This is a genomic window from Micromonospora sp. NPDC048835, assembly GCF_040649995.1.
Taxonomy (GTDB): domain Bacteria; phylum Actinomycetota; class Actinomycetes; order Mycobacteriales; family Micromonosporaceae; genus Micromonospora.
The window spans coordinates 1-21,783 of record NZ_JBEZGM010000054.1 but is presented as its reverse complement, the minus strand read 5'-3'; the positions used below and the strand labels follow the sequence as shown (position 1 = coordinate 21,783).

Genomic DNA, 21,783 nt, shown 5'->3' with positions numbered 1-21,783 from the left:
TACCGGACCTCGACCGACCCGACCAACCCGAACGGCTGGTCATCGCCGCAGACGTTGTTCAGCGGAAGCATCACCGGCTCCGGCACCGGCCCGATCGACCAGGCGGTCATCGGCGACGGCACGAACATGTACCTCTTCTTCGCCGGTGACAACGGCAAGATCTACCGGGCCAGCATGCCGATCGGGAACTTCCCGGGCAGCTTCGGCTCGAACTACACGACCATCATGAGTGACACCACGAACAACCTGTTCGAGGCCGTGCAGGTCTACAAGCTCCAGGGCCTGAACAAGTACCTCATGATCGTCGAGGCGATCGGCTCGACGGGCCGCTACTTCCGCTCGTTCACGGCCACCAGCCTGGGTGGCACGTGGACGCCGCAGGCCGCGTCCCAGAGCAACCCGTTCGCCGGCAAGGTCAACAGCGGCGCCACCTGGACCAACGACATCAGCCACGGTGAGCTGCTGCGCACCAACGCCGACCAGACGATGACCGTTGACGCCTGCAACCTGCAACTGCTCTACCAGGGTCGTTCCCCCAGCTCCGACGGCGTCGACTACGGCCTCCTGCCGTACCGGCCGGGCCTGCTGACCCTGCAGCGCTGACCAGTGTGATCAAGCTCGACTGACCCGGAACGGGCGGGCTCGGCGTCACGCCGAGCCCGCCCGGCTCACTGTGCCGGGTCTGTTCGAGCCCGACGAGGTGCGCCAGGCGTGCCGGTGACGCAGGTCAGCACGTGGCCCTGACCACGGGTGGCGCTCGACGTGGTCGTGGCGAAGCCGTGGCTTTCGAGCAGTAGTTCGGTAGCGGTGAGGTTCGCGGTGGCGTGCGCGGAGGTGGGTCGCTCGCCGAAGACGTAGAGCCGCCCCCCGGGCGTCAGCAGGCTGCGCATCCGGGCGATCTGCTGCGCCGCGTCGCCCAACCAGAAGAGGCTGACGTTCACCGCGAAGATCTTGGTGAAGTGGCCGGTCGGAAGGTCGGCCGACTCGAAGCCGGCGCGTCGGATCTCGGCTCTGCCGGCGTCGATGTGGCTCCGGTTCCGTTGGGTCGCGAGTCGCACCATCGTCGCGGCGCGGTCGATGGCGACGATGCGGCCGCTGGTGAGGTGGTCTGCGACCAGGGACACTGCCGCTCCCCGACCGCAGCCGATCTCCAGCATCTGGTCGTCGGGTGCGACGGCCATCCGCTGCACCGCCCAGCGCTGCCGATGGGCGGCCGCCACCCGAATCGATTCGCCCGTCGCAGGTGTCGTGCCAGCGCCGGACGCACCCGCATCGCGGGTCGAAAGAGTGGACCTCACGACGTCACCCGCCGGTGCCTGCTCTGCTCACGCCTCTGATTCCACCCTGTCGGTGGAGTCGGTGCACCGTGTCCTCGGTCACCGCGACCGATCGGTGGGTACGACGGCGGTCGACCCACCGGCCTCGAGGTCCGGCCCGGGGTGGCGGCCACGGCGGCCGCCACCCCGGACCGGGTGGTGCGTCAGGCGATCCGATAGGCCCGCTGGATCGTCTGCGTGACCGTGTTGCCGGCCGTGTCGGTGGCCTCCAGACGTAGCGAGACGAACCCGGCCCGCTTCGGATGGCTGACGACAGCCACGTTCCGGAGCACCGGCACCGCGACCCAGGTCCGGCCGTCGTCGAACGACACGGAGACGCTGAGCTTCCGGTTCGGCGCGGCCTTCGAGCCGGCCTGCCGGTCCAGCGTCACCGGGATCGCCATGATCCGGCCCGCCCGTGTCGTGTTGGTCCGGTCGAGCACGGGCGTCGGGCGAGCCGTCGTCAGGGGCAGCCGCTCCGGCGACGTGGTGTGCGCCGAGGTGAAGGTCCAGGCCACCGTGACCGACGTCGACAGGGTGTCCGGCGCGCTCCGGGTGGTGGTTGCCTCCAGGCGGTAGGTGGCCTTGCCGGGGGGCACCGCGAACTCGGCCCACGGGCTGTCCGAGGTGCCGACCTCCTTGCCGTCGCGCAGCAGCCTGACCCGCACCGGCTGGTCGTCGCGGCTCGCCGGGCGGCCGCTCGCGTCGCCGAACAGGGGCAGCGACGCGAGCGAGATGGTGTCGCCGTCGCGGCCCGCGTACCCGAGAGGCGACAGCGTCGGCGCCTGGGCCACGGTGGGCCCGAAGGGTGCGGCGTTCCAGGTCTGCGCGTACGAGCGACCCGCCGTGAAGGTCGAATCCTGCGTGGTGGAGTTGTCCCCCTCCACGAACGTCGACGTCCAGACGATGCCGCCGTCGGTGTTGTAGTACTCGGTGCCCGTGAACGGCAGGTCGACAGGGGTGTTCGACCCGATCGGGCCCGAGCCGCCGGGCGCCGACGCGCGATGGAACCGGGTGGCGGTCGTCGTCGTGGACTGGCTCCGGTAGGTCGCGTGGACGGTGGCCAGGTTCTTCGGGGTCAGCTTCCTGGTCAGGCCGGTGAACATGTCGCCCTTGCCGACGTACGCGAGGTCGTAGGTGTAGGGGCTGTTGCGGAAGGTGCGGTCCCTGCCCGGCCGGGCGAGCCCCACGCCGAGCGTCGCGGTGAACTCGGGTGCGGCGACGGCGGGCCCGAGCCGGCCGAAGAAGACGTCGTCGAAGGACACGCCGCTGAGCTGGACGCCCGGGTAACGCATGCCGTCGTCCCAGTTGGCACTCACGTTGACCGAGGTCGGCGCGGCGTCCCGCTGCGGCACCGTCACCGCGACCGGCTTGGCGGTGCGGGCGTCGACCTCCTCGGTGACCGGGCCGCGTACGTCCAGGACCGGCTGTGCGAGCAGGGTCGACACGTTCCCCTCGTGGATGGTGCTGTACAGCGCGTAACGCCCCTTGGGTAGCCGCAGCACGCCGCCGCCAGGTGTCGTGGCGAGGGTGCTGAACTCGCCGGTGGTCAGGTTCGCCGCAACTGTCGTGTAGTCGGTGGCCGGCCTGCCGTCTCGTCCGGTGTGGTCGAGGCGTACGTCGTAGCTCTCGATCTCCCGGTTCAGCACGAAGGGTGTCCGTACCCGCAGGTCGCCGACGCCGGTCGCGGTCAGCGCCCCCTGGTAGACGCCGTCCGGAGCGTCCACCCGGGTGTCCACAGTGATCGTCGCCTCGGCGCGGCCGCCGGCCGGCACCACGAGCATGGTCGGGCTGACGGTGAGCATGCCGGCCGGGGCCGGAGCGATGGCGAGCGTCAGGGTGACCGGCGTGGCACCCGTGTTGCGGTAGCCGACGACCTGGGTGAGCGGGCTGTCATCGGCGTGCGGCCAGCGCTGCACCGGGAAGTCGATGGCGGCGACGTCGGCGGCGACCGGCTGGTCGACCGCGCGGGCGATGTCGACCCGGCCGGCACCCTGCTCGTAGATGGTGTCCGCACCGGTCGGCTTGGCCGAGCCCATCAGCGCCGCCTTGAGCTGCGGGCCGGTCCAGTCCCGGTGTTGCCCGGCCAGGATCGCGGCGGTCCCGGCCACGTGCGGAGTCGCCATCGACGTACCCGACATGGTGGCGTAGTCACCACCGGGAGCGGCGGCCACGATGTCGACGCCCGGCGCGCTGATCTCGGGCTTGATGTGGTTGTCGCCGACGCGTGGGCCCCGGCTGGAGAAGTAGGCCCGCTGGTCGTCGGCGTCCACGGCGGCGACGGCGAGCGCGTCGTCGGCGGAGGCCGGCGAGGAGACCGACTTAGGCTTCCCCTCGTTGCCCGCCGCGACCACGAAGAGGGTGCCGTAGCTGTGGCTCAGCTCCTGGACCGCTGTCTCCAGCGGGTCGAGACCGGGCGCGTCGTCGCCACCCACGCTGAGGTTCACCACCCGGGTCTGCGGCGCGAGCCACTGCATCCCGGTGATGATGTCCGAGTCCTGGCACTCGGTGGTGGCGCAGACCTTGCCGACGAGCAGCTTCGCCCCCGGTGCCACCCCGCGGTACCTCCCGCCGGAGGCAGCGCCGCTGCCGACGATCGTCGACGCCACGTGGGTGCCGTGGCCGACCGCGTCGCTGCTGTCGTTGCCGCCGGTGAAGTCCCGGACCTCGGTGAGGTGTCCGGCGAAGTCGGGGTGGCTGGCGTCGATCCCGGTGTCCAGCACGCCGACGGTGACGCCGGTGCCGTCGAAACCGGCCTGCCACGCCGCCGGAGCGCCGATCTGCGGCACGCTGCGGTCGAGGGAGACCTTGCGCTTGCCGTCCAGCCAGATCTGGGTGACCCCGTCGGTGAGGGTGCGCGCGGCCGGCGTACCGCGGGTCAGCGACGCCCAGAGCGTCATCCGATCGTCCCGGTCCGCGCGGACCGCGAGCGCGTGCGCGGCGGGGAGGTCGGCCCGCACCCGCCCGGCACCCCCGGTGGTCGCGGCCCGCGCCCGCGCCGCCATCTTCTCGGGGTACGCGACAAGCAGCGGCAACTCCGCTGCCCGGTCGTCATAACCGAACCTGCCGAGCGTGGTCAGGTCGAACAGGCGTCGGTCGAGCCGCCCGTCCCGCACCAACGGCATCGCGTCGACCGGGATGACGTACTGGTGGCCGTCCTCCCGACTGCTCACGAACCGCATGGTGGCCCGACCCGGCCCGCGTTGGATCTGTGGACGGCCCGCCGCGTCGAGCGACACCCGGTCCCCGGTGATCAGAGTGAACGTCCCGGACGTGCCGGGGACGGTGGTCGCCGGCCTCTCCTGCGCGGTCGCCGGTTGGGCGGCCAGGCCCGCCGCGACAAGCGCGGTCGCGAGTACGCCTGCTTTCAGGGCGCGTCGTTGCCGTCGTCGCACATCATCCTCTCCGCCGCGGGCGTCTCCCGGGTCGGCACGATGACGCCTGGCCGGCTCGTCAGGTTGATCACCGTGGTGTGACGCGGGCCACATTGTCACCCCGCGCCGACGTGACCGTTCCGCCCGGGCGAGTTCCATGCGGCGGTGACCAGGGGACGAGGCGTTGGAGGGCACCGGTCGGATGCGTGATGCCGAAGAGTTCGACGCCCTCTACACGGCCTGCGCGGGTCGGGTCGTGGGTCACGTGTACGCGCTCACCGGCAACCGCGCCGAGGCCGAGGACGCTGTCGCCGAGGCGTTCATGCGGGCCTGGCAGCGGTGGCGGACGGTGCGGGAGACCGACAGCCCGGAGGCGTGGGTCCGCCGGGTGGCGTCCCGGATCGCGGTGAGCAGTTGGCGCAAGGCGTTCAACCGGGTACGCGCACACCGCCGGGCTGCGGTCGACCAGGGCGTACCCGGCCTGAACGAGGATCACGTCGCGCTGTTGCAGGCGCTGCAACGGCTGGGTGCCAACGAGCGGCGAGCCGTTGTGCTGCACCACCTCAACGATCTCAGTGTCGCGGAGGTGGCAGCCGAGATGCAGGCCCCCGTGGGCACGGTGAAGACGTACCTCGCCCGTGGTCGGAGAGCGATGGCCGGGTTGCTTACCGATGCGCACCAGGAGGAGACCTCCCATGGCTGATCCGCGCGACGATCTCACCGCGATCGTGGACGAGGTCCGGCGAGTCACCTCGCTGCCCGGGGCGGAGACGTTGCGGCACCGCAGCGACAGGCGGCGGCGTCGGGCTGTCGTCGGCGCGGCAGGGCTGGCCGTGGCGGCCGTCGCCGCCGGCACCGCTCTGTTACAGGTCCGGACGCCGGACGGGACGCCGGACGTCGGCCCGGCCAGCCAGGTCGCGCCGTCCGTGGTCCCGTCCGCGACCACGTCGGCGGGCCCGCAGGAGATTCTCGGCGGCCGGCGGCAGGTCCGGATCACGCTGCCCGGCATGCGCGGGGCCACGTTGGCGATCGACCGGGACGGCGACCAGGTGCGGGCCACCACCGACCAGGGCATCGACGATCGGGCGCTGTGGGTGCTGCGCCCCGAGGGCGACAGGTACCGGATCATCCTGTCGTCCGGTGCCAGCGCGGTCTGCATGACCGTCGTGCACGATGCCGCGCCGGGCAGCGTACGCGGCCGGGCGTGTGCGGCGGCAGCCTCGACGCAGCTCTTCCGGATCGACCAGGTGCCGGACGGCAGTTACTCGATCTTCCAGGGCAAGCGCTACGTCCAGGTTGTCGACGGCACCAACGCGCTGGTCCCCGACCTGCCCGAGGGGCTGACCACCACGTACGAGTTCGAGGACGAAGGGCCGGCCCCGCGCTGAGCGCGGGACCGGCCCTGTCGCGTTCGTTCCGGTCAGCTCGGGGGACGACGCGGTTTCGAACCCGGCGGGTGCGGGTCGAATTTCGGTGGGCGTAGGTCGAATTTCGGCGGGCGCGGGCGCCAGACCATCGTGTCGACCGCGACGGCGGCCGAGGTGACAGTGGTCGAGGTGTAGCGGTCCCGGATGGCCGTGACAGCGACCGTCAGCCGCTGCCCGAGCATGGCCTCCGGGATCGCGAACGTCGAGTCGTTCGCGTTCCGGATCTCGACGCCGTTCGCCGACCACTGGTACCAGTAGCGCTCCGCGCTCGGCGTCCATTCGCCCGGGTTCACCGTGACGGTGCCACCGGCCGCCACCGTTCCGCTGATGGTGGGTGGCTTGACCGACTGCAGGGGTGGGGGTGGGCCGATCGTGAACGCGTTGGCCAGGACCAACGGCTTGAGCGTCCCGTACGGGCGCAGGGTCAGGGTGGCCGGACCGAGCACCGCGTGGCTGAGATCCACCTCGGCGGTGAGCGTCCTGCGGTCCGCCGAGACCGTCTTCACCCAGGCCCGGATCGGCACCGTGCGGTAGGGGCTCACCTCGACCGTGTCGTCCTGGTGCAGGTGAGTCCCGTGGATGGTGATCGTCCTCAGGTCACCGGAGGGCACGGTGCCCGGAGCGACGGATGCGACAGTGGTGACAGCGTTGGCGACCGCGAACAGGTGGTCCTTGAACGTCCGGGACCAAACGCCGTCGGCTCTGAGCCGGATGACCCGCAGACGGTGGGCGCCCTCGGCCGTCGGCGTCCAGGTCACCTGCGCGGTGCCGTCGGCGCCGGCCGGGACGGTCACGTACGGCCCGCTGTTCATCGAGTAGCGGTAGCCAACGGTGTCGGGCAGGTACGAGCTGAAGGTGAACGTGCCGGTGGCCAGTCGACCGCTGCCGTTCTCCGGGAATTCCACGGAACTGACCTGCGGCTCGTCCGTCGTCGTCCAGACCTGGGCGCCCCTCTCCGTCTGCACACCGGCGGCGTTACGGGCGACGACGTTCACGTAGTTGTGACCGATCACCATCGTCTTGAAGCTGAAGGTGACCTTGCCGTTGGCCGCCGGACGGAGAACCTGTTTCGTGCTGTCGTCGTCGTTGAGCGTCGCCACGTAGTCGACGATGTCGACCATCGAGCTGTGCGCGGTGAAGGTGGACGAGGTGCCGGCCGCGGTGCTGCCGGCACGGGTCACGGTCGGTGCCGCACCGTCGACCGAGACGTTCAGCCAGCGCGGCGTGGACAGGGTGCCGTCCGCGCTCCGGCTCTGGATCCGCAGGCCGTCGACGCGGGTCTCGGTGGCGGTCCAGACGAGGTCGGCGCTGCCGTCCGGACGGGCCGCCAGCGCGGTCTTCACCACCGGCCGCTGGTCCAGGCCCGAGTACTCCGGCCAGTACAGGTACTCCACCACCTGTGGCGCGCGCGGGGCGAGGTGGATGGTGAGCGAGGAACCGATCGTCACCTCCCCACGCGTGTCACCGGAGAGAACCGGGGCGTCGTCCACCGCGAACGCGTAGGCGCGCGGGACGTGCGCAGTGCCGTCGTGGGTGACGCTGTGCACGTACAGGGTCTGCCGGCCGCCACGGGTCGGGGCGATCATCGCCGTCGCCTTCCCGCTGGCATCCGCCGGCACGGTGCCGGACGGCCCGCCCTCGTCGATCCGCCACGCGAAGGACGCCGTGCCGGCGACGGTGGCCCGAAACTCGAACGCGCCAGGTACGCCGACGTTGTAGTCCTGGTTCGGCATCGACTCCGGGTATGCGGCGGAGAAGACCTCCGGTCGGGTCTCCTTGACGTAGAACGTGTGAACCGCCCGTTCGGACCTGTTTCCCGCGCGGTCGACGGCATGGACCGTCAGTGAGTGGAGAGAGGCTGCCTTGGGCGTGAACGTGACGACCGCCGGCCCACCGAGGCCGTCAGCGTCGACTGTGGATTCCTGGTACTCGTCAGGCAGTTCGCCGGAGTAGAACTTGTAGAGGTAGCTGACGGTGTCGGCGGAGGCCGAGGTCAGGGTGAACGTGCCGGGAACACCGATCGCGCCACTGCCGGCCCAACCGCTGGCGGGGTAGTCGGTCGAGGTGACCGTCGGTGCCGGGCCTCCGCTGCGATCGACGGTGAAGTGGCACGTGTTGCTCCACGGCGACGCGTCCGCGCCGTCGAGGACACGCACCCGCCAGGCGTACGTGACGCCGTCGAGCTGCCGCGACTCGTCCTCGAGTTGGACGTAGACGATGGTGCTCTCCTCGCCCATCTCGCGGAGCCACTGCTGCGGTCGGGCCGGGTCGGTCACGTCCCACACCTGGAAGTCGGCCTGCCGTCCGCTCCGTGGCGTACCGCTGTGGGTGCCCTGTAGCGAGACGGCCTGGGCCCCGCCGAAGCGTTTCGGGCTCAGGTACGGCCCCGGGGCGGCGCTGGCGCAGGGACTACCGGCGGTCTGGAGATCTGTCGGTGCGCTCGCCGCCGCGGTGGCGGTGGCGGAGGTGAGTCCCACCGCCGCGCCGCAGACGAGCGTCACGGCGACGCCGAGCGACACCATCCGTCGGCGAATACGCGAAGCGGTACCCAAACCCTGCCTCCACTACCGGTCCCGATCATGATCAATCGGTAGAGGATCGCACGTTGGATCGATTCACGGCAGCCCGTCTTTCCGGCCCGAAGATCAGCCGAACGGTTGCGGCAGCGGGCTACCCGCAAGGGAGCCCTCCGGTGTGTCAGAGCCAGACCACGATCCCGGTCAGGTCGTTGAGGACGGCTGCCACACCCGCCCGGATCGCCGCCGCGCAACGGTCGGCGGTGAACGAGTTCGGGTCGTACGTCGAGGACATGCCCAGCCCCTCACCACGGAACGACGCGCCGTCCCAGTCGACAGCGGTCACGTTGTGGGTGGGCTCGGCCAGTTCCGCACCGACCACGAGGAACTTTTCGTCGAGGTGGTTGGGGGTGACGAGCGCCAGCGCGTCGATGAGGTCGTTGCCCGCGCTGACGATGAGGTCCGGGCCCATCTCCATCGCCTTGGCGATGCTCGAAAGCGTGTCGTGCGCACTGCCGACGGTGATCGTCCTCAGGTCGACGTGTTCGTCGTCGGCCCACTCCTCGACAGCCGTGACGAGGGCCCTGGTCGGGTCGTCCGTACCGCTTGTCAGCAGGACGACCCGGTAGTCCTTCGGCGGGTGGACTCCGGCCCACGAACCGGGCTGCGGGGTGATCGTCGCCTCCGGGGCCGGCTTCGTGGACGGATCGACGAACCCCGGGCCGAGAGTGCCGACGGCGCTGGGTGTCGGGCGCGGCCGGGACCAGTCGGCGCTGGAGTTGCAGGCGGTGACCAGCGCGGCGGTCGCGGCAAGCATGGCAACGGCCCGAAGCGGGGGGCGCAAGGTGATCGTCCTCCGGGTGGTGGCGGAAAGTGCGCGTGGTTCCCCGTATTCCTATCTCAATTTTGGTCGCCGGTAATCGGTGGGCGGTCGCTGCGGAGTTTTGTTCTCCGGTGGTTCGTCGGTGCGCGGGGTGGTGTTCACCCACGGCATGCAACGTGCACTGGCCAACCGAGGGAGTCGAATGTCAGGCCGCATCCGCCGTACCGTTATCGTCGCCGCTGTCGGTTTCGCCGCAGCGGTGGTTCCGTTTCTGGGTGCCGAACCGGCGTCCGCGCACGGCTTCTCCTCGACTGTGTACACGAAAATTGCGGCGGGAGACGAGGGTCACATTCGGACCGCCGTGGAACTCGAATACGACCTCCTCGTCGTGTCCGCCGCGGATGCCGGTGACGACGACCCGCTCTTCCAGGCGGGGACCGCCGCGTTCGAGGCGGGCGACACCGCCGCCCAGGCCGCCGCTCTGCGGAGTCACGCGGCCGCCGTCCTGACGTACGTCTCCGACCGGTTCTCGGTGGCTTCCCGAGGTGCGGCCTGCACCCCGACCCAGGTGGGTGACGCGACGATCGGCGAACGGGAGGGGGTGCCGTACGCGGACCTGCTGCTCGACTGGACCTGCCCCGAGCGGGTGGACGAGCACGTGGTGCGCAGCGGCCTCTTCCCGGACGGCGAGGGCTACGTCAAGGGCACCAAGACGATCGTCACCTACGAGATCGACGGCCGTTCCGGCAGCGCGGCGCTCGACGCCGCGAACCCGTCCTTCTCGACCGCGCAGACCTGGTACCAGCGGTTCGGCGAGTTCTTCCTGCTGGGTGCCGAGCACCTGCTGACCGGGATCGACCACATCCTGTTCCTGCTGGCGCTCATCGCGGGGTCCCGGCGGCTCCGGGAGATCGTGCTCGCGGCCACCAGCTTCACCCTGGCGCACTCGGTGACGTTCATGCTCGCCGCGCTCGGCCTGGTCGAGGTGCCGGGGGCGGTCGTGGAGCCGGTCATCGCGCTGTCGATCGCCGTCGTGGCCGGCTGGCACCTCTGGGGGATCTGGCGGCGCGGTGCGCACGCGGCCGACCTGGACACCACCGGGCACGGGCACCTCAGCCTGGATCGGGCCGGCTGGATCCGGCTCGGTGTGGTGTTCTGCTTCGGTCTCGTGCACGGCCTCGGCTTCGCTGGCGCGCTGGGCATCGACGAGGCGTGGTCGTGGACCCTGCTGTGGTCGTTGCTGGTGTTCAACGTCGGCATCGAAGTCGTTCAGCTGACGATTATCGCCGTCGTCTTCCCGCTGTTGTTCGTGCTGCGCCGTCGTGCGCCGAAAGCGGACCTCTGGGTGACCGGAGTCGTATCCGCAGCCGTGTCCATTATGGGGCTGATCTGGTTCGTGCAGCGCGTTTCTGGATCATGAGTAAGGCTAAGTAGTTCGCGAAGTGCAGTCTTTCGCAAGATCACGTTCATGGTCGGTTCATCGGGCGGCGAAAGCGTGGAATCGCTTCCCCAGCGTCGGGTGAAGGCACATCCATTTCTCTATTTGAAAAGGGAACAATGTCGATGACATTGAGCACCTCGACACGGGCCTCCGCGCTCGTGCGGCGGCGCCTGGTCGCCGGGGTCGCAGCCGGCTTCCTGGGAATGGGCGCGGCCCTCGGCAGTGGTCTGATGGCCACCGCGAGCGCGGCCGAGTCCACCACGATCAGCAGCGTGATCCTCGGCGTCGGCGCCAACGAGACCCAGCGCATCGTGACCTGGTACTCCTCGGCCGACACCGCCCAGAAGATCCAGCTCGCCCCGACCGCCGAGATCGTCAACGGCGAGTTCCCGGCCAGCGCGGTCAGCTTCGACGCCGTCGGTGCGGCGAACACCTCCACCACCGGGTTCAACCGGCACGCCACGATCAGCAACCTGCGCGAGAAGACGGCGTACTCGTACCGGGTCGGCGCCGAGGGGAGCTGGTCCCCGACGTACGCCTTCAAGACGCAGGACTTCGAGGGCGACTACGACTTCCTGTTCTTCGGCGACCCGCAGATCGGCTCCTCCGGCGACCGGCTCAAGGACCAGGCCGGCTGGGAGGACACCCTGAAGGTCGCCACGGCGGCCAACCCGAACGCCGAGCTGCTGGTCTCCGGCGGCGACCACGTCGAGTCCGCGAACGACGAGGGCCAGTGGACCTCGTTCATGGCTCCCGACCAGCTGCGGCAGTACCCCGTCGTCGCCACCATCGGTAACCACGATGTCGGCGGCAAGTCCTACGAGCAGCACCACTTCACCCCGAACACCGACCGCACGGCCCCGTACTACGACAACGGGAACCCGGCGGGCACCAAGTCCGGTGGCGACTACTGGTTCGTCTACAAGGACGTGCTGTTCATCGACATCAACAGCAACAGCTACAAGCTGCCGACCGACGGCAGCAACGCCGGCGACGCCGCGCACGTCGCGTACATCACCGACGTGGTGAACAAGCACGGCTCCGAGGCCAAGTGGAAGGTGCTGGTCTACCACCACTCCATCTACTCGCCGGCCAGCCACGCGACCGACGCCGACAACAAGCAGCGTCGGGAAGACTTCACCACTGCCTTCTCGAACCTCGGCATCGACATGGTGCTGCAGGGCCACGACCACAGCTACTCGCGCAGCTACTCCATCAAGAACGGCCAGAAGGAGAACCCGGCTGAGAAGCCGGGTGCTGCCGACGTGTTCCCCGGCCCGGGCGGCGTCATCTACGTGACCGCCAACTCGGCCTCCGGCTCGAAGTACTACGACATCAAGAAGCCGGACGCCACCGGCACCGGCATCAAGGGCAACGGCCCGGACCCGCTGGACCCGAACAAGTACTGGTACAACTCCGTGCAGAACCAGGAGCACGTGCGCAGCTACGTCAAGGTGCAGGTGCGCGGCGACAAGCTGGTCCTGGCGAACGTGCGCAGCGGCACCTGCGCCGCGCCGAACGCGTCCGTCGAGGCCGGCCTCTCCTGCGTCAACACCCCCGAGGGTCAGCCGGTCGGCTCGATCGTCGACAACGTGACCGTGCACCCGTTCCACGGTGACGGCCAGGCCATCCAGGTCAACGTGCCGAACCCGGCTCCGGGCGAGTTCGGCTGGACGATCGACGGCTACAACGGTCTTGTCGACCTGGGTACCGCGCAGGAGCGCAACGGCACCTACTTCCAGGCCAACGGCAAGATCAACCCGATCCTCGTGTCGGACAGCCGCCGTTCGCTCGCCCCGTGGTCGATCTCGGCCAACGTCGGCGACTTCTCCGACGCCGACAAGACGTTCTCCGGCTCCTACCTCGGCTGGAACCCGTACGTGCTCGACGCCGGTGCGGGTGCCGAGGCCGGTGCCCCGGTCCTGTCGTCCTACGACGACCAGGGCAAGGGCCTGTCGGTCTCCAGCGGGCTCGCCGCGGCCGCGCAGGGTCACCCGCGTGGCGGCGCCAAGCTCGGCGCTGACCTGGACCTGAAGATCCCGGACAGCATCGCGAAGGGCAGCTACCGCACCACCCTCACGATCACTGCGCTGAGCAGCTGACCGAACAGTTCCATGCGGGCGGGGTAGGCACCTTCGGGGGCCTACCCCGCCACCCGTGTGCACCTCTCCCAAGATCACCTCAAGGAACCGACATGTACCCGTCCGTAACGCGCTGGAAGACACCCCTCCGTACGACCGCACTCACCCTGCTCGCCGTCGTCGCGGCCGTCGGTGTCGGTGCCGGCCCCGCCCTGGCCGCGGACGGCAACGTCGCCTGGACGGTCCGGACGGCCTCCAACGGCTACGGCGAAGCCCGGTCCAGCTACAGCTACAACGTCAACCCGGGCGGTGCCGTCGAGGACGCCATGGTCGTGGCCAACCGCGGCCCGGCACCGCTGACCCTCGCCGTGTACGCGGCGGACGGCTTCACCACCGACGCCGGCCAGCTCGACCTGCTCACCAAGGACAAGAAGTCGGTCGCGATCGGCGCCTGGGTGAAGACGAACGCCGCAAGCGTCGTGGTCCAGCCCGGCAAGACCGCGCAGGTCCCCTTCACCGTCGACGTCCCGGAGAACGCCACGCCCGGTGACTACGTCGGCGGCATCCTGACCACGCTGACCCAGGCCGACCAGGCCGAGGGGATCAACGTCGACCGGCGCCTCGGTATCCGGATCAAGCTGCGGGTGGGCGGCGAGCTGAAGCCGAACCTCGCGATCGAGAACCTGCACGTGACGTACGACGGACCCACGAACCCGTTCAGCAAGGGTGACGCCACCATCACCTACACGGTCCACAACGTCGGGAACGCCGCCCTGTCCGGAAACCAGGCGGTGACGGTCTCCGGTCCGTTCGGCCTGCTGCGGGTACGCGCCGGAGACGTCGCCGCGCCGCCGGAACTGCTCCCGGGCGAGAGCTGGGACGTGACGGTGCCCGTACACGGGGTGGCTCCGGCCATCTCGCTGGCCGCCACCGCGACCCTGACACCCCTGCTCACCGACGCCTCGGGCTCCACCACCTCGCTCAAGCCGGTGCAGGCCACCGCGCACGGCTGGGCCCTGCCCTGGATGCTGCTGCTGGCGCTCGTCGTGCTCGTCGCCGTGCTCGTCGGGGCGTACCTGTACCGGCGCCGCAACCAGGCGCAGCGCAAGGCGCGCGAGGACGCCCGCGTACGCGACGCCGTCGAGCAGGCGCTTCGTGGCCCGGAGCCGCTGACCTCCTGACCGACGCCACGGCGGCGTCCGCCCGGTCGTGGCGTTCGTCCTTGTGGGTGAACGACGCTCAGCTCCGGCTCACACCTGTGCCCCAGCCGGCATGCTGCGAGACGGTGACGCCGGCGCGGAGAGGGAATCCACATGGTTGACGGGGATCTGCCAGATCGGATGCAGGCAGCGGCCTTCGACGAGTTCGGCGGCCCGGAGGTGATCACCCTGCGGAAGCTGCCGATCCCGCAGGTCGCCGACGACGAGGTGCTGATCAAGGTCTGGAGCGCAGGCGTCGGGGTGTGGGACGCGTACGAGCGGCAGGGTGTGTTGGTGCCGGAGGGCTCCGCGCTTCCGATCGTGCCCGGCTCCGACGGTGCCGGGACCGTCATCGCGGCCGGCGGCAAGGTCAGCAGCCTCGCGGTGGGCGACCTGGTCTACGTCTCCGCGAGCACCCGGCCCAAGGGTGGCTTCTACGCCGAGTACGCGGCGGTCAAAGCGGAGTACGCGGCGAAGGTGCCCGACGGGGTGCCCCCCGAGCACGCGGGTGCCATGCCCACCGACGCGCTTACCGCGCTGGCCGGGCTCGACACGCTGAGCCTGTCCGCCGGCGCCTGGCTGCTGATCTTCGGTGCCAGCGGCGGTCAGGGCCACCTGGCCGTGCAGTTGGCGAAGCGGCAGGGGCTGAACGTGGTCGCCGTGGCGTCCGGGGCGGACGGCGTCGCGCTGGTGACCCGGCTCGGCGCCGACGTGTCCCTCGACGGCCACGGTGACATGACCGACGTGCTGGCCCGGATCCGGGACGCGGCGCCGGGTGGGGTGAACGGCATCCTGGCGATGGCCGGCGGCGCCACGCTGGACCGGCTCACCGAGACACTCGCCGAGGACGGGGTGGTCGCGTTCGCCCATGGCGTGCAGCCCGAGCCGCAGGAGCGTCCGGGCGTCATGGTCCGCGCGTACGACGGCGAATCGAGTCCTCGGCAACTGCAGCGCCTGAACGAACTCGTCGAGGCGGGGCCGTTCGTGGTGCACGTCGCGGAGACGTTCCCACTGGGCAAGGTGCGGGATGCGCACAAGCGCCTACAGACGTCGTACGCCGGCAAGCTCCTGCTGACGGTGGCCTGAGACCTCAGGACGTGCGCTGCTGCGGCACGCGTACCGAAGCCATGCCGGCCGCCGTCGCGGCCTGGATGCCCAGGTCGGTGTCCTCGAAGACCAGGCAGGACTCCGGGGGTACGCCGAGCTGCTCCGCGGCGAGCAGGAACGCCTCCGGGTCGGGCTTGGCCCGGGTGTAGTCGTCGGCGCAGACCAGCACGTCGAACCGGTCCAGCAGGCCGAGCGCGTCCAGGGAGGCGGTGACCGACGCGCGGGTGCTGCCGGAGACGACGGCGAACGGCACCCGCCGGTGGGCGTCGTGGATGTGCGCCAGCACCTCGGGCACGGCCGCGAGCTGCGGCAACAACTCCTGGTAGTAGCCCTCCCGGCGCTCCACGACTGCCTCCACCGGCATGGCCAGACCCTGCTGCTCGTTCAGGGCGACGATGATGTCGGCTGTGGGCCGCCCACCCCAGGCGTAGAAGAGGTCCTCCGGGAACTCGCAGCCCCACTCCTCGAGGGCCCGCTGCCAGGCCAGGTAGTGCAGCGGCATCGAGTCGACGATGGTGCCGTCGCAGTCGAAGAGGTACGCGGCGAACGGCCCGGGAGGCAGCGGCAGACTCACCCGGGAAGGGTACAGCTCACTCGTTCGTGACGGCTTTCAGCTGGCCGAGCAGGTACGCGCGTTCCGGTTCGGTGCCGACAAGCGTCAACGCGCTGCGGTACGCGGCCGCGGCCTCGTCGTAGCGGCCGAGCCGGCGCAGCAGGTCGGCTCGCGCCGCCGGATAGGGGTGGTGGCCACGCAGGCGCGGCTCGTCGGCCAACTCGTCGAGCAACGCGAGCCCCGCCTCCGGCCCGTCCCGCATGGCCACCGCGGCGGCCCGGTTCAACGCGACGACCGGGGAGGGCACGAGGTGCAGCAGCACGTCGTAGAGCGCCACCACCTGCGCCCAGTCGGTGCTCGCCACGTCGGCGGCCTCGTCGTGCAGCGCGGCGATGGCGGCCTGCACCCCGTACGGGCCGGGCTCCCGGCCGGTCAGCGCGGTGACCACCAGGCCGCGCCCCTCCTCGATCATCTGACGGTCCCAGAGCCCTCGGTCCTGATCGTCGAGGAGGATCATGGCCCCGTCCGGCCCGGTACGCGCGGCACGTCGGGCGTGGACCAGCAGCATCAGGCCGAGCAGCCCGGCGACCTCCCGCTCGGCCGGCAGCAGCCGACGCAGGATCCGACCCAGCCGAATGGCCTCCTCGGCCAGGTCGACCCGTTGCAGGTCCGGGCCGGAGCTGGCCGCGTACCCCTCGGTGAAGACCGAGTAGACCGCCTGGAGCACGGTGGGCAGCCGACCGGGCAGCTCGTCGGGGCCCGGCACCCGGAACGGGATGCGGGCGTCGCGGATCTTCCGTTTGGCCCGGACCAGTCGCTGGGCCATGGTGGCGGGAGGCACCAGGAAGGCCCGCGCCACCTCGGCCGTGGTGAGACCGGCCAGGAACCGCAGGGTGAGTGCCCCGCGATCCGGCGCGGCCAGGGCCGGGTGCGCACAGGTGAAGAAGAGTGCCAGCCGGTCGTCGGGCAGATCCCGGTCCGCGTCGGCGGGCGGCGCGTGATCGGCCCGCTCAGCCTCCGCTCGCAGGACGGCGAGCCGGGTCGCCAGTACCTGGTCACGACGCAGCCGGTCCACCGCCCGACGCCGGGCCGTGGTGAGCAGCCACGCGCCCGGCCGGCTCGGGACACCGTCGGTCGGCCAGTGCGTCAGCGCCGCTTCGATGGCCTCGGAAGTGACCTCCTCGGCCAGGTCGAGGTCACCGAAGCGGCGCACGAGCGAGGCGAGCAGTCGGCCGCGTTCCTCCCGGAACACCGCCTCCACCGACGACCCGACGACTCCTTCCGCACCCGGCACGGTCAGACCTGCACGTCGATCTCGGCGATCGGACGGACCTGGACCGATCCGGTGCCGATGGCCCCGGGGCTGCGGGCCGCCCACTCCAGCGCGGCGTCCAGGTCCGGCACGTCGATGACGTCGTACCCGCCGAGCAGCTCGCGGGTCTCGGCGAACGGCCCGTCGGTGATGGTGCGCTCCCCGCCTGGGCCGACCTGCACTGTCGTACAGGTGGTCAGGTCCTGCAACGGGTGCCCGGAGACCCAGACCCCGGCGTCCTTCATCTCCCGGTCGTAGCGGATCCAGTCCTCGAAGCTGCACCCGTTGTCGACGACCTCCCCGTCGACCATCGGACTCATGAACAGCAGCATGTACTTCACGTCTCGACTCCTCTCGGTGCGGCGTGGTCGCCGTCCAGGATGACGACGATCGGGACCCGGCGATCTCGACACCGCGGGTTGAATTTCCTGCCCGTGGTTCATGGCAGGAGGCGCTGCGCGGTCGCGGTCCGCTCGTCGCGCCGATCGATCCGCCGCTCGAACCACGTCACCCCGACCAGGAGGACTGTCAACAGGGCGAGCGCCGTCAGCGGGGGCAGGGAACGGCCGACCGGCAGCAGGACCAGCGGCAGTACGGCGACGACGACCTGCACCGGATAGATCGTCCAGAGGGTCAGTCGACGGAAGACCAACCTGCTGAGCAGGTAGACGGCCGCGCCACCGTAGAGCGCGGTGGCCGCCTCCCAACCCACCGGACCGGGGTGCGACGGCTCCTCGGTGAGCCGACCGATCACCTCCTCGATGCCGAGCGCGACGTAGATGGCACCGATGATCAACGGGGAGTGCCCGAGGCCGTACGCGTCGCCGGCGACGTCCCCGCGTCGCTCACCGGACACGTTGCTGACGGCCTTCCTAGCGGCGGCCGCCAGCCGGTCGAAGTAGAGCCACCACAGGCAGACCGTGCTGGCGAGACCGAGCAGCGCGGCGGCCACCGCCGCACTGACCGGTGCCATCGTCCGTGGACCCGCACCAGCGGAGATCAACGACTCGCCCAGAGCGATGATGAGCACCAGACCGAAGCGCTCGGTGAAGTGGTCCACGCTGCGCACCTGCCACGGCCGGAAGGCGGACGCGATCCGCGCACCACCGATGTCCACGAGCAGCGCGGCGGTCCAGAGCGCGGTCTGGGCCGCGCCGCCGAGCAGTGCTCCACCGATCAGCGGGAACCACGCCAGCACCACGGGCGCGGTGAAGAAGCGCAGCGTCGAACGGAGTGGCTCGTCCGTCGTGCTCGCCCAGAACAGGATCACGAGCTGGACCGCGCGGCCGACGACGTAGGCCAGGGCGAGCGCGAGTGGCGCGTCGACGAGCCCCGGGCCCTGTGTCCACGCGTCCGGCAGCACCAGAGCGACCACGAAGATGGCCGCCATCGCGACCAGGGTGGCCGCGCGGACCAGGCCGACGTCCGCGCGCACCAGGTTCCCCACCCAGGTGTACGGCCCCCAGGAGTAGAGCAGCAGCAGCAGGAGGAGCAGCCCCTGGGCCAGGGCGAGCGCGGTCGGTGACCCAGCCATGAACGTGATGACCCTGGTGAGGGCGAAGACGAAGACCAGATCGAAGAAGATCTCGAACATCGTGGTCCGGTGCGTCTCCGCAACCGGTACCGGCCGAACGCTCGAAATCCCCCACATCTCCGCATTGTGCGTCACGGTGACCGGGGTTCCGGTCGACGCTGAGCCCCGGTCCCCCCGCCGAGCACCGGACGCCCGACCTCACGCCGTCCGCGTCCGGCGCCTGCTCCGCTCGGCCCGCCGCCGCACCTGCTGGTACGCGCCGGTCAGCCCCATAGCCCGGCGTACCTCGACCATGGTCTGGCGTACCTCCTGGCGGGTCCGTTCCGTACCCTCCACGATCAGTCGGTCCACCAGACCCCGGTCGGCTTCGATCTCTGCCCGACGTCGCCGGATCGGTTCCAGGAACCCCTCCAGCGCGACGATCAGCCGTTCCTTGACCTCCACGTCGCCGACCCGGCCGGCCCGGTAGCGTCCGGCCAGGTCGTCGACCTCGTCGCGGTCCGGATTGAAGACCTCGTGGTACGCGAACACCGGGTTGCCCTCCACCGTGCCCGGCACGTCGGCCCGCACCCGGTTCGGGTCGGTGTACATGCCGAGCACCTTGCGACGCACCGTCGCCGCGTCGTCGGAGAGCGCGATCGAGTTGCCCCGGCTCTTGCTCATCTTGGCGGCGCCGTCGGTCCCCACCAGGCTCGGTGTGTCCGCCGCAATCAGCTCGGGCACCGGGAAGACCGGGCCGTAGAGGTGGTTGAACCGCCTGGCGATCTCCCTGGTCACCTCGACGTGTGCGGCGTTGTCCCGACCGACCGGGACCACCTCGCCCTTGACGCAGAGGATGTCCGCCGCCTGGAGCACCGGATAGCCCAGCAGCCCGTACGGCATCTCCTCCTTGCCGGCGTCGCGGGCCATGTCCTTGAGCGAGGGAACCCGTTCCAGCCGAGGGACGGTCACCAGGTTCTGGAGCAGCGTGTTGAGATCGCCGACCTCGGGAATGGCCGACTGGAGGTAGAACGTGGCGCGGTCCGGGTCGACTCCGGCGGCGAGGATGTCGGTCACCATCTCGCGGGCGTTGCCGGAGACCTGGTCGATGTCCTCGCGACGGTTGCGAGTGGTGAGCATGTGCAGGTCGGCGATGATGAAGAAGCTGTCGTAGCGTCGGTGCAGCCGTACCCGGTTGGCGATGCTGCCGACGTAGTGGCCGAGGTGCAGGCGGCCGGTGGGCCGGTCGCCGGTGAGCATTCGTGCGACGGACATGGTGGTGCCTCTCGTTGTCCGAAGGTGGGTGACGCAAGGGCGCGCGCCGACAGGGCTGGCTCAGCCGTGTCGGTCAGCGGGGTCGGCTCAGCGAGCCGTCCGCCATCGCGCGCCGGCGCGGAACCGCAGACCACCGGCACGGAGGACGTTCAGGAGTTGCTCGCGGCCATCGCCGGAGCTGGTCGGGGTAACGGCACCGAGGTGCGAGCAGTCGACCACGTCGATCGCCTCTGGTGTGCGGTTACCCGTCCGGACCACGGCCTCAGATTACCCGCGGTGTGGTGCCGGGAGGGGACGGGTAACTGTCGGCGTAGTAGCTGCCGACGCGTTCCCGGTACTCCTGGTCGGTCGAGTCCGGGTCGAACGGGGGCGCGTCCTTGATCTGCTGTCGGGTCCGGTCGACGTGCACGGCGCGTTCCTGGTGATCCACCCGGACCACCGTCCCGGCCGGCAGCAACACCTTCCGCCCGAAGATCCACGGACCGGTGTCCACCACCAGGTGCCCGGCGTCCGCCTCGTCGCTCGTCTCGTCGATGGTGCCGATCCGCCCGTCGCTCGCCTGCACCTCGTAGCCGACGAGGTCGACAGGTGTGCCCGGACCGGGGGCGTCCGGGCCGTCGTGGCGACCCTGCTGGTCGTCCGGCGGAGTGACCGAGGGCGTGGCCTGCGTGTACCCACCGGCCAGGGCAGACGGGTCACGCCAGGCCCAGGGGTTGAAGATCGGGGGTTGCACGGGCACCTCCAGGGGAACGGTCCTGAGCTGTCCCCCTTCGCAGTGCCCAGCCCACCGACGCCGGAAACAGCAGGCGACTCCGCATCGTGCGACACAGCCGGTGGGACGACGTTGCTGACGGCCGGAGTGCGGCAGTGCTTCGCGTCCGCGCCGACGGCCTGCTGAGCAGGTGCGCTGGCATACTCGGCTGCCATGGTGCTGTCGCGAGGGTGGAGTCTCTTCCTGGTCGGAGTCGGCGTCTGGACCTGGGTGATCTGGCCGAGGTTCGCGGTGGCCATCTGGCAGGACCCGCGGTCCTGGGTGTCCGGCACGGTTGCGGACGGTTCTCCCACAGGCTTCCTGTGGGTGCACGCGCTGCTGATCGCCGCGTCGCTGGCGATCGGTACCACCGCCGGCGTCCTCGGCGTCCGGGGCTGGCTCGCCGCTCGCCGTAAGCCGACCTCCTGAGCGTCGCCGCTGCGGAGAGCACGCGGTGGCACGGACTGCTTGCGGTGCTGCCTCGACCCTTTTGCTGCCTCGACGGCTCTGAGCTGGGAAAACTGTTCAGAACCGCGAATGTGACGCGCGCCGCTACCCGTGGATTTGACGATCAAACCCGCAGACGCGTAACTTTCTCTCTGCCAGCGCGGAACGGGGCAAACGGGACGAAGTCCTGAAGCACCGGAACGAGAGTTGGCAACCGGGTCAAGCAGGGGTTCGCTCCTGCGGGACACGGTCCGGGCGGGGCTCGCCGGATCGGCCGCGAGGCGGATTTGGTGCGGCGAAGCCGACCGGGTAAGGTTCACGACCGGCAGGGCACCGGGCGAGCCTGCGGGAAACCGCAGCGGCCGGCCTGCCGAATCCGACGACCTGACGCAGCGGTTCGCTGCTGCGTGAGTGCGCCGGCGCTGACCCGTACGAAGCATGACAGACCGGGACACACGGTTTGACACGGCGAAGACGGTGAGGTAACGTAGTAAAAGTGCCCGGCGCGAGAGCGGCGGGGACGCGGCACGGAAAGCCCCGGTTGGGGGCCTCGCGGTGTGGGGTTTCTGGCTGGTGTGTGGTTGTTCTTTGAGAACTCAACAGGGTGCTTGTAAAGCCAGTGCCAATTATGATTTATACCCCGGACTG

Annotated in this window: 18 protein-coding genes; 8 read left to right on the top strand and 10 right to left on the bottom strand. The window is 70.3% G+C overall.

The genetic code is table 11. The features are described 5' to 3' along the window. Positions 1 to 603, top strand: a 603-nt coding sequence (locus AB0C15_RS31920; RefSeq protein ID WP_357358352.1) for a non-reducing end alpha-L-arabinofuranosidase family hydrolase, incomplete at its 5' end; no start/stop codon positions are given. A 65-nt stretch (positions 604 to 668) separates the two neighbouring features. Here the strand turns inward: AB0C15_RS31920 and AB0C15_RS31915 are convergent. Continuing rightward, entirely contained in the window at positions 669 to 1,190 is a 522-nt protein-coding gene (locus AB0C15_RS31915; protein WP_357358356.1) for a class I SAM-dependent methyltransferase, read from the bottom strand. A gap of 290 nt (positions 1,191 to 1,480) precedes the next feature. Further along, positions 1,481 to 4,711, bottom strand: a complete 3,231-nt coding sequence (locus AB0C15_RS31910; protein ID WP_357358350.1) for a S8 family serine peptidase — start codon at positions 4,709 to 4,711, stop codon at positions 1,481 to 1,483. A 181-nt stretch (positions 4,712 to 4,892) separates the two neighbouring features. Between AB0C15_RS31910 and AB0C15_RS31905 the strand changes: the two genes are divergently transcribed. Together AB0C15_RS31905 and AB0C15_RS31900 are read left to right on the top strand one after the other, a co-directional pair. Further along, complete coding sequence (locus AB0C15_RS31905) at positions 4,893 to 5,393, top strand: sigma-70 family RNA polymerase sigma factor (RefSeq protein ID WP_357358348.1); 501 nt, start codon at positions 4,893 to 4,895, stop codon at positions 5,391 to 5,393. Beyond that, entirely contained in the window at positions 5,386 to 6,078 is a 693-nt protein-coding gene (locus tag AB0C15_RS31900) for a hypothetical protein (protein ID WP_357358346.1), read from the top strand. The genes AB0C15_RS31905 and AB0C15_RS31900 overlap by 8 nt, the downstream gene beginning before the upstream one ends. A gap of 32 nt (positions 6,079 to 6,110) precedes the next feature. Here AB0C15_RS31900 and AB0C15_RS31895 read toward each other — a convergent pair whose 3' ends face one another. After that, positions 6,111 to 8,639: a hypothetical protein gene (locus tag AB0C15_RS31895; protein ID WP_357358344.1), complete on the bottom strand. Its 2,529-nt coding sequence runs from the start codon at positions 8,637 to 8,639 to the stop codon at positions 6,111 to 6,113. A gap of 175 nt (positions 8,640 to 8,814) precedes the next feature. After that, positions 8,815 to 9,477: a hypothetical protein gene (locus AB0C15_RS31890; protein WP_357358342.1), complete on the bottom strand. Its 663-nt coding sequence runs from the start codon at positions 9,475 to 9,477 to the stop codon at positions 8,815 to 8,817. 340 nt (positions 9,478 to 9,817) lie between these two features. Between AB0C15_RS31890 and AB0C15_RS31885 the strand changes: the two genes are divergently transcribed. The 4 genes from AB0C15_RS31885 (at position 9,818) to AB0C15_RS31870 (ending at position 15,263) form a co-directional block, all read left to right on the top strand. Next, positions 9,818 to 10,876 (top strand): HupE/UreJ family protein, encoded by a 1,059-nt coding sequence (locus AB0C15_RS31885; protein WP_357358340.1) that lies wholly within the window; start codon positions 9,818 to 9,820, stop codon positions 10,874 to 10,876. 143 nt (positions 10,877 to 11,019) lie between these two features. Next, positions 11,020 to 12,999 (top strand): FN3 domain-containing metallophosphoesterase family protein, encoded by a 1,980-nt coding sequence (locus AB0C15_RS31880; protein ID WP_357358338.1) that lies wholly within the window; start codon positions 11,020 to 11,022, stop codon positions 12,997 to 12,999. A 92-nt stretch (positions 13,000 to 13,091) separates the two neighbouring features. Then, positions 13,092 to 14,159, top strand: a complete 1,068-nt coding sequence (locus AB0C15_RS31875) for a DUF916 domain-containing protein (RefSeq protein ID WP_357358335.1) — start codon at positions 13,092 to 13,094, stop codon at positions 14,157 to 14,159. 132 nt (positions 14,160 to 14,291) lie between these two features. Next, complete coding sequence (locus tag AB0C15_RS31870; protein WP_357358334.1) at positions 14,292 to 15,263, top strand: NADP-dependent oxidoreductase; 972 nt, start codon at positions 14,292 to 14,294, stop codon at positions 15,261 to 15,263. A 4-nt stretch (positions 15,264 to 15,267) separates the two neighbouring features. On the opposite strand, the gene AB0C15_RS31865 is transcribed toward AB0C15_RS31870, so the two are convergent. The 6 genes from AB0C15_RS31865 to AB0C15_RS31840 form a co-directional block, all read right to left on the bottom strand. Next, positions 15,268 to 15,858 (bottom strand): HAD-IA family hydrolase, encoded by a 591-nt coding sequence (locus AB0C15_RS31865; RefSeq protein WP_357358332.1) that lies wholly within the window; start codon positions 15,856 to 15,858, stop codon positions 15,268 to 15,270. 16 nt (positions 15,859 to 15,874) lie between these two features. After that, positions 15,875 to 17,131, bottom strand: a complete 1,257-nt coding sequence (locus AB0C15_RS31860; RefSeq protein ID WP_357358329.1) for a sigma-70 family RNA polymerase sigma factor — start codon at positions 17,129 to 17,131, stop codon at positions 15,875 to 15,877. 2 nt (positions 17,132 to 17,133) lie between these two features. Then, entirely contained in the window at positions 17,134 to 17,481 is a 348-nt protein-coding gene (locus AB0C15_RS31855; RefSeq protein WP_357358354.1) for a YciI family protein, read from the bottom strand. Positions 17,482 to 17,588: 107 nt separating this feature from the next. Beyond that, positions 17,589 to 18,743 (bottom strand): low temperature requirement protein A, encoded by a 1,155-nt coding sequence (locus AB0C15_RS31850; protein WP_357358327.1) that lies wholly within the window; start codon positions 18,741 to 18,743, stop codon positions 17,589 to 17,591. A 138-nt stretch (positions 18,744 to 18,881) separates the two neighbouring features. Next, the gene (gene trpS / locus AB0C15_RS31845; protein ID WP_357358325.1) at positions 18,882 to 19,937 is read right to left on the bottom strand and encodes a tryptophan--tRNA ligase; all 1,056 of its coding nucleotides are present in this window, start codon (positions 19,935 to 19,937) and stop codon (positions 18,882 to 18,884) included. 262 nt (positions 19,938 to 20,199) lie between these two features. Beyond that, entirely contained in the window at positions 20,200 to 20,670 is a 471-nt protein-coding gene (locus AB0C15_RS31840) for a PRC-barrel domain-containing protein (protein WP_357358323.1), read from the bottom strand. Between the two features lie 192 nt (positions 20,671 to 20,862). On the opposite strand from AB0C15_RS31840, the gene AB0C15_RS31835 reads away from it, so the two are divergent. Then, positions 20,863 to 21,117, top strand: coding sequence for a hypothetical protein (locus tag AB0C15_RS31835; protein ID WP_357358321.1), 255 nt, complete (start codon positions 20,863 to 20,865; stop codon positions 21,115 to 21,117). Positions 21,118 to 21,783: the final 666 nt, after the last annotated feature.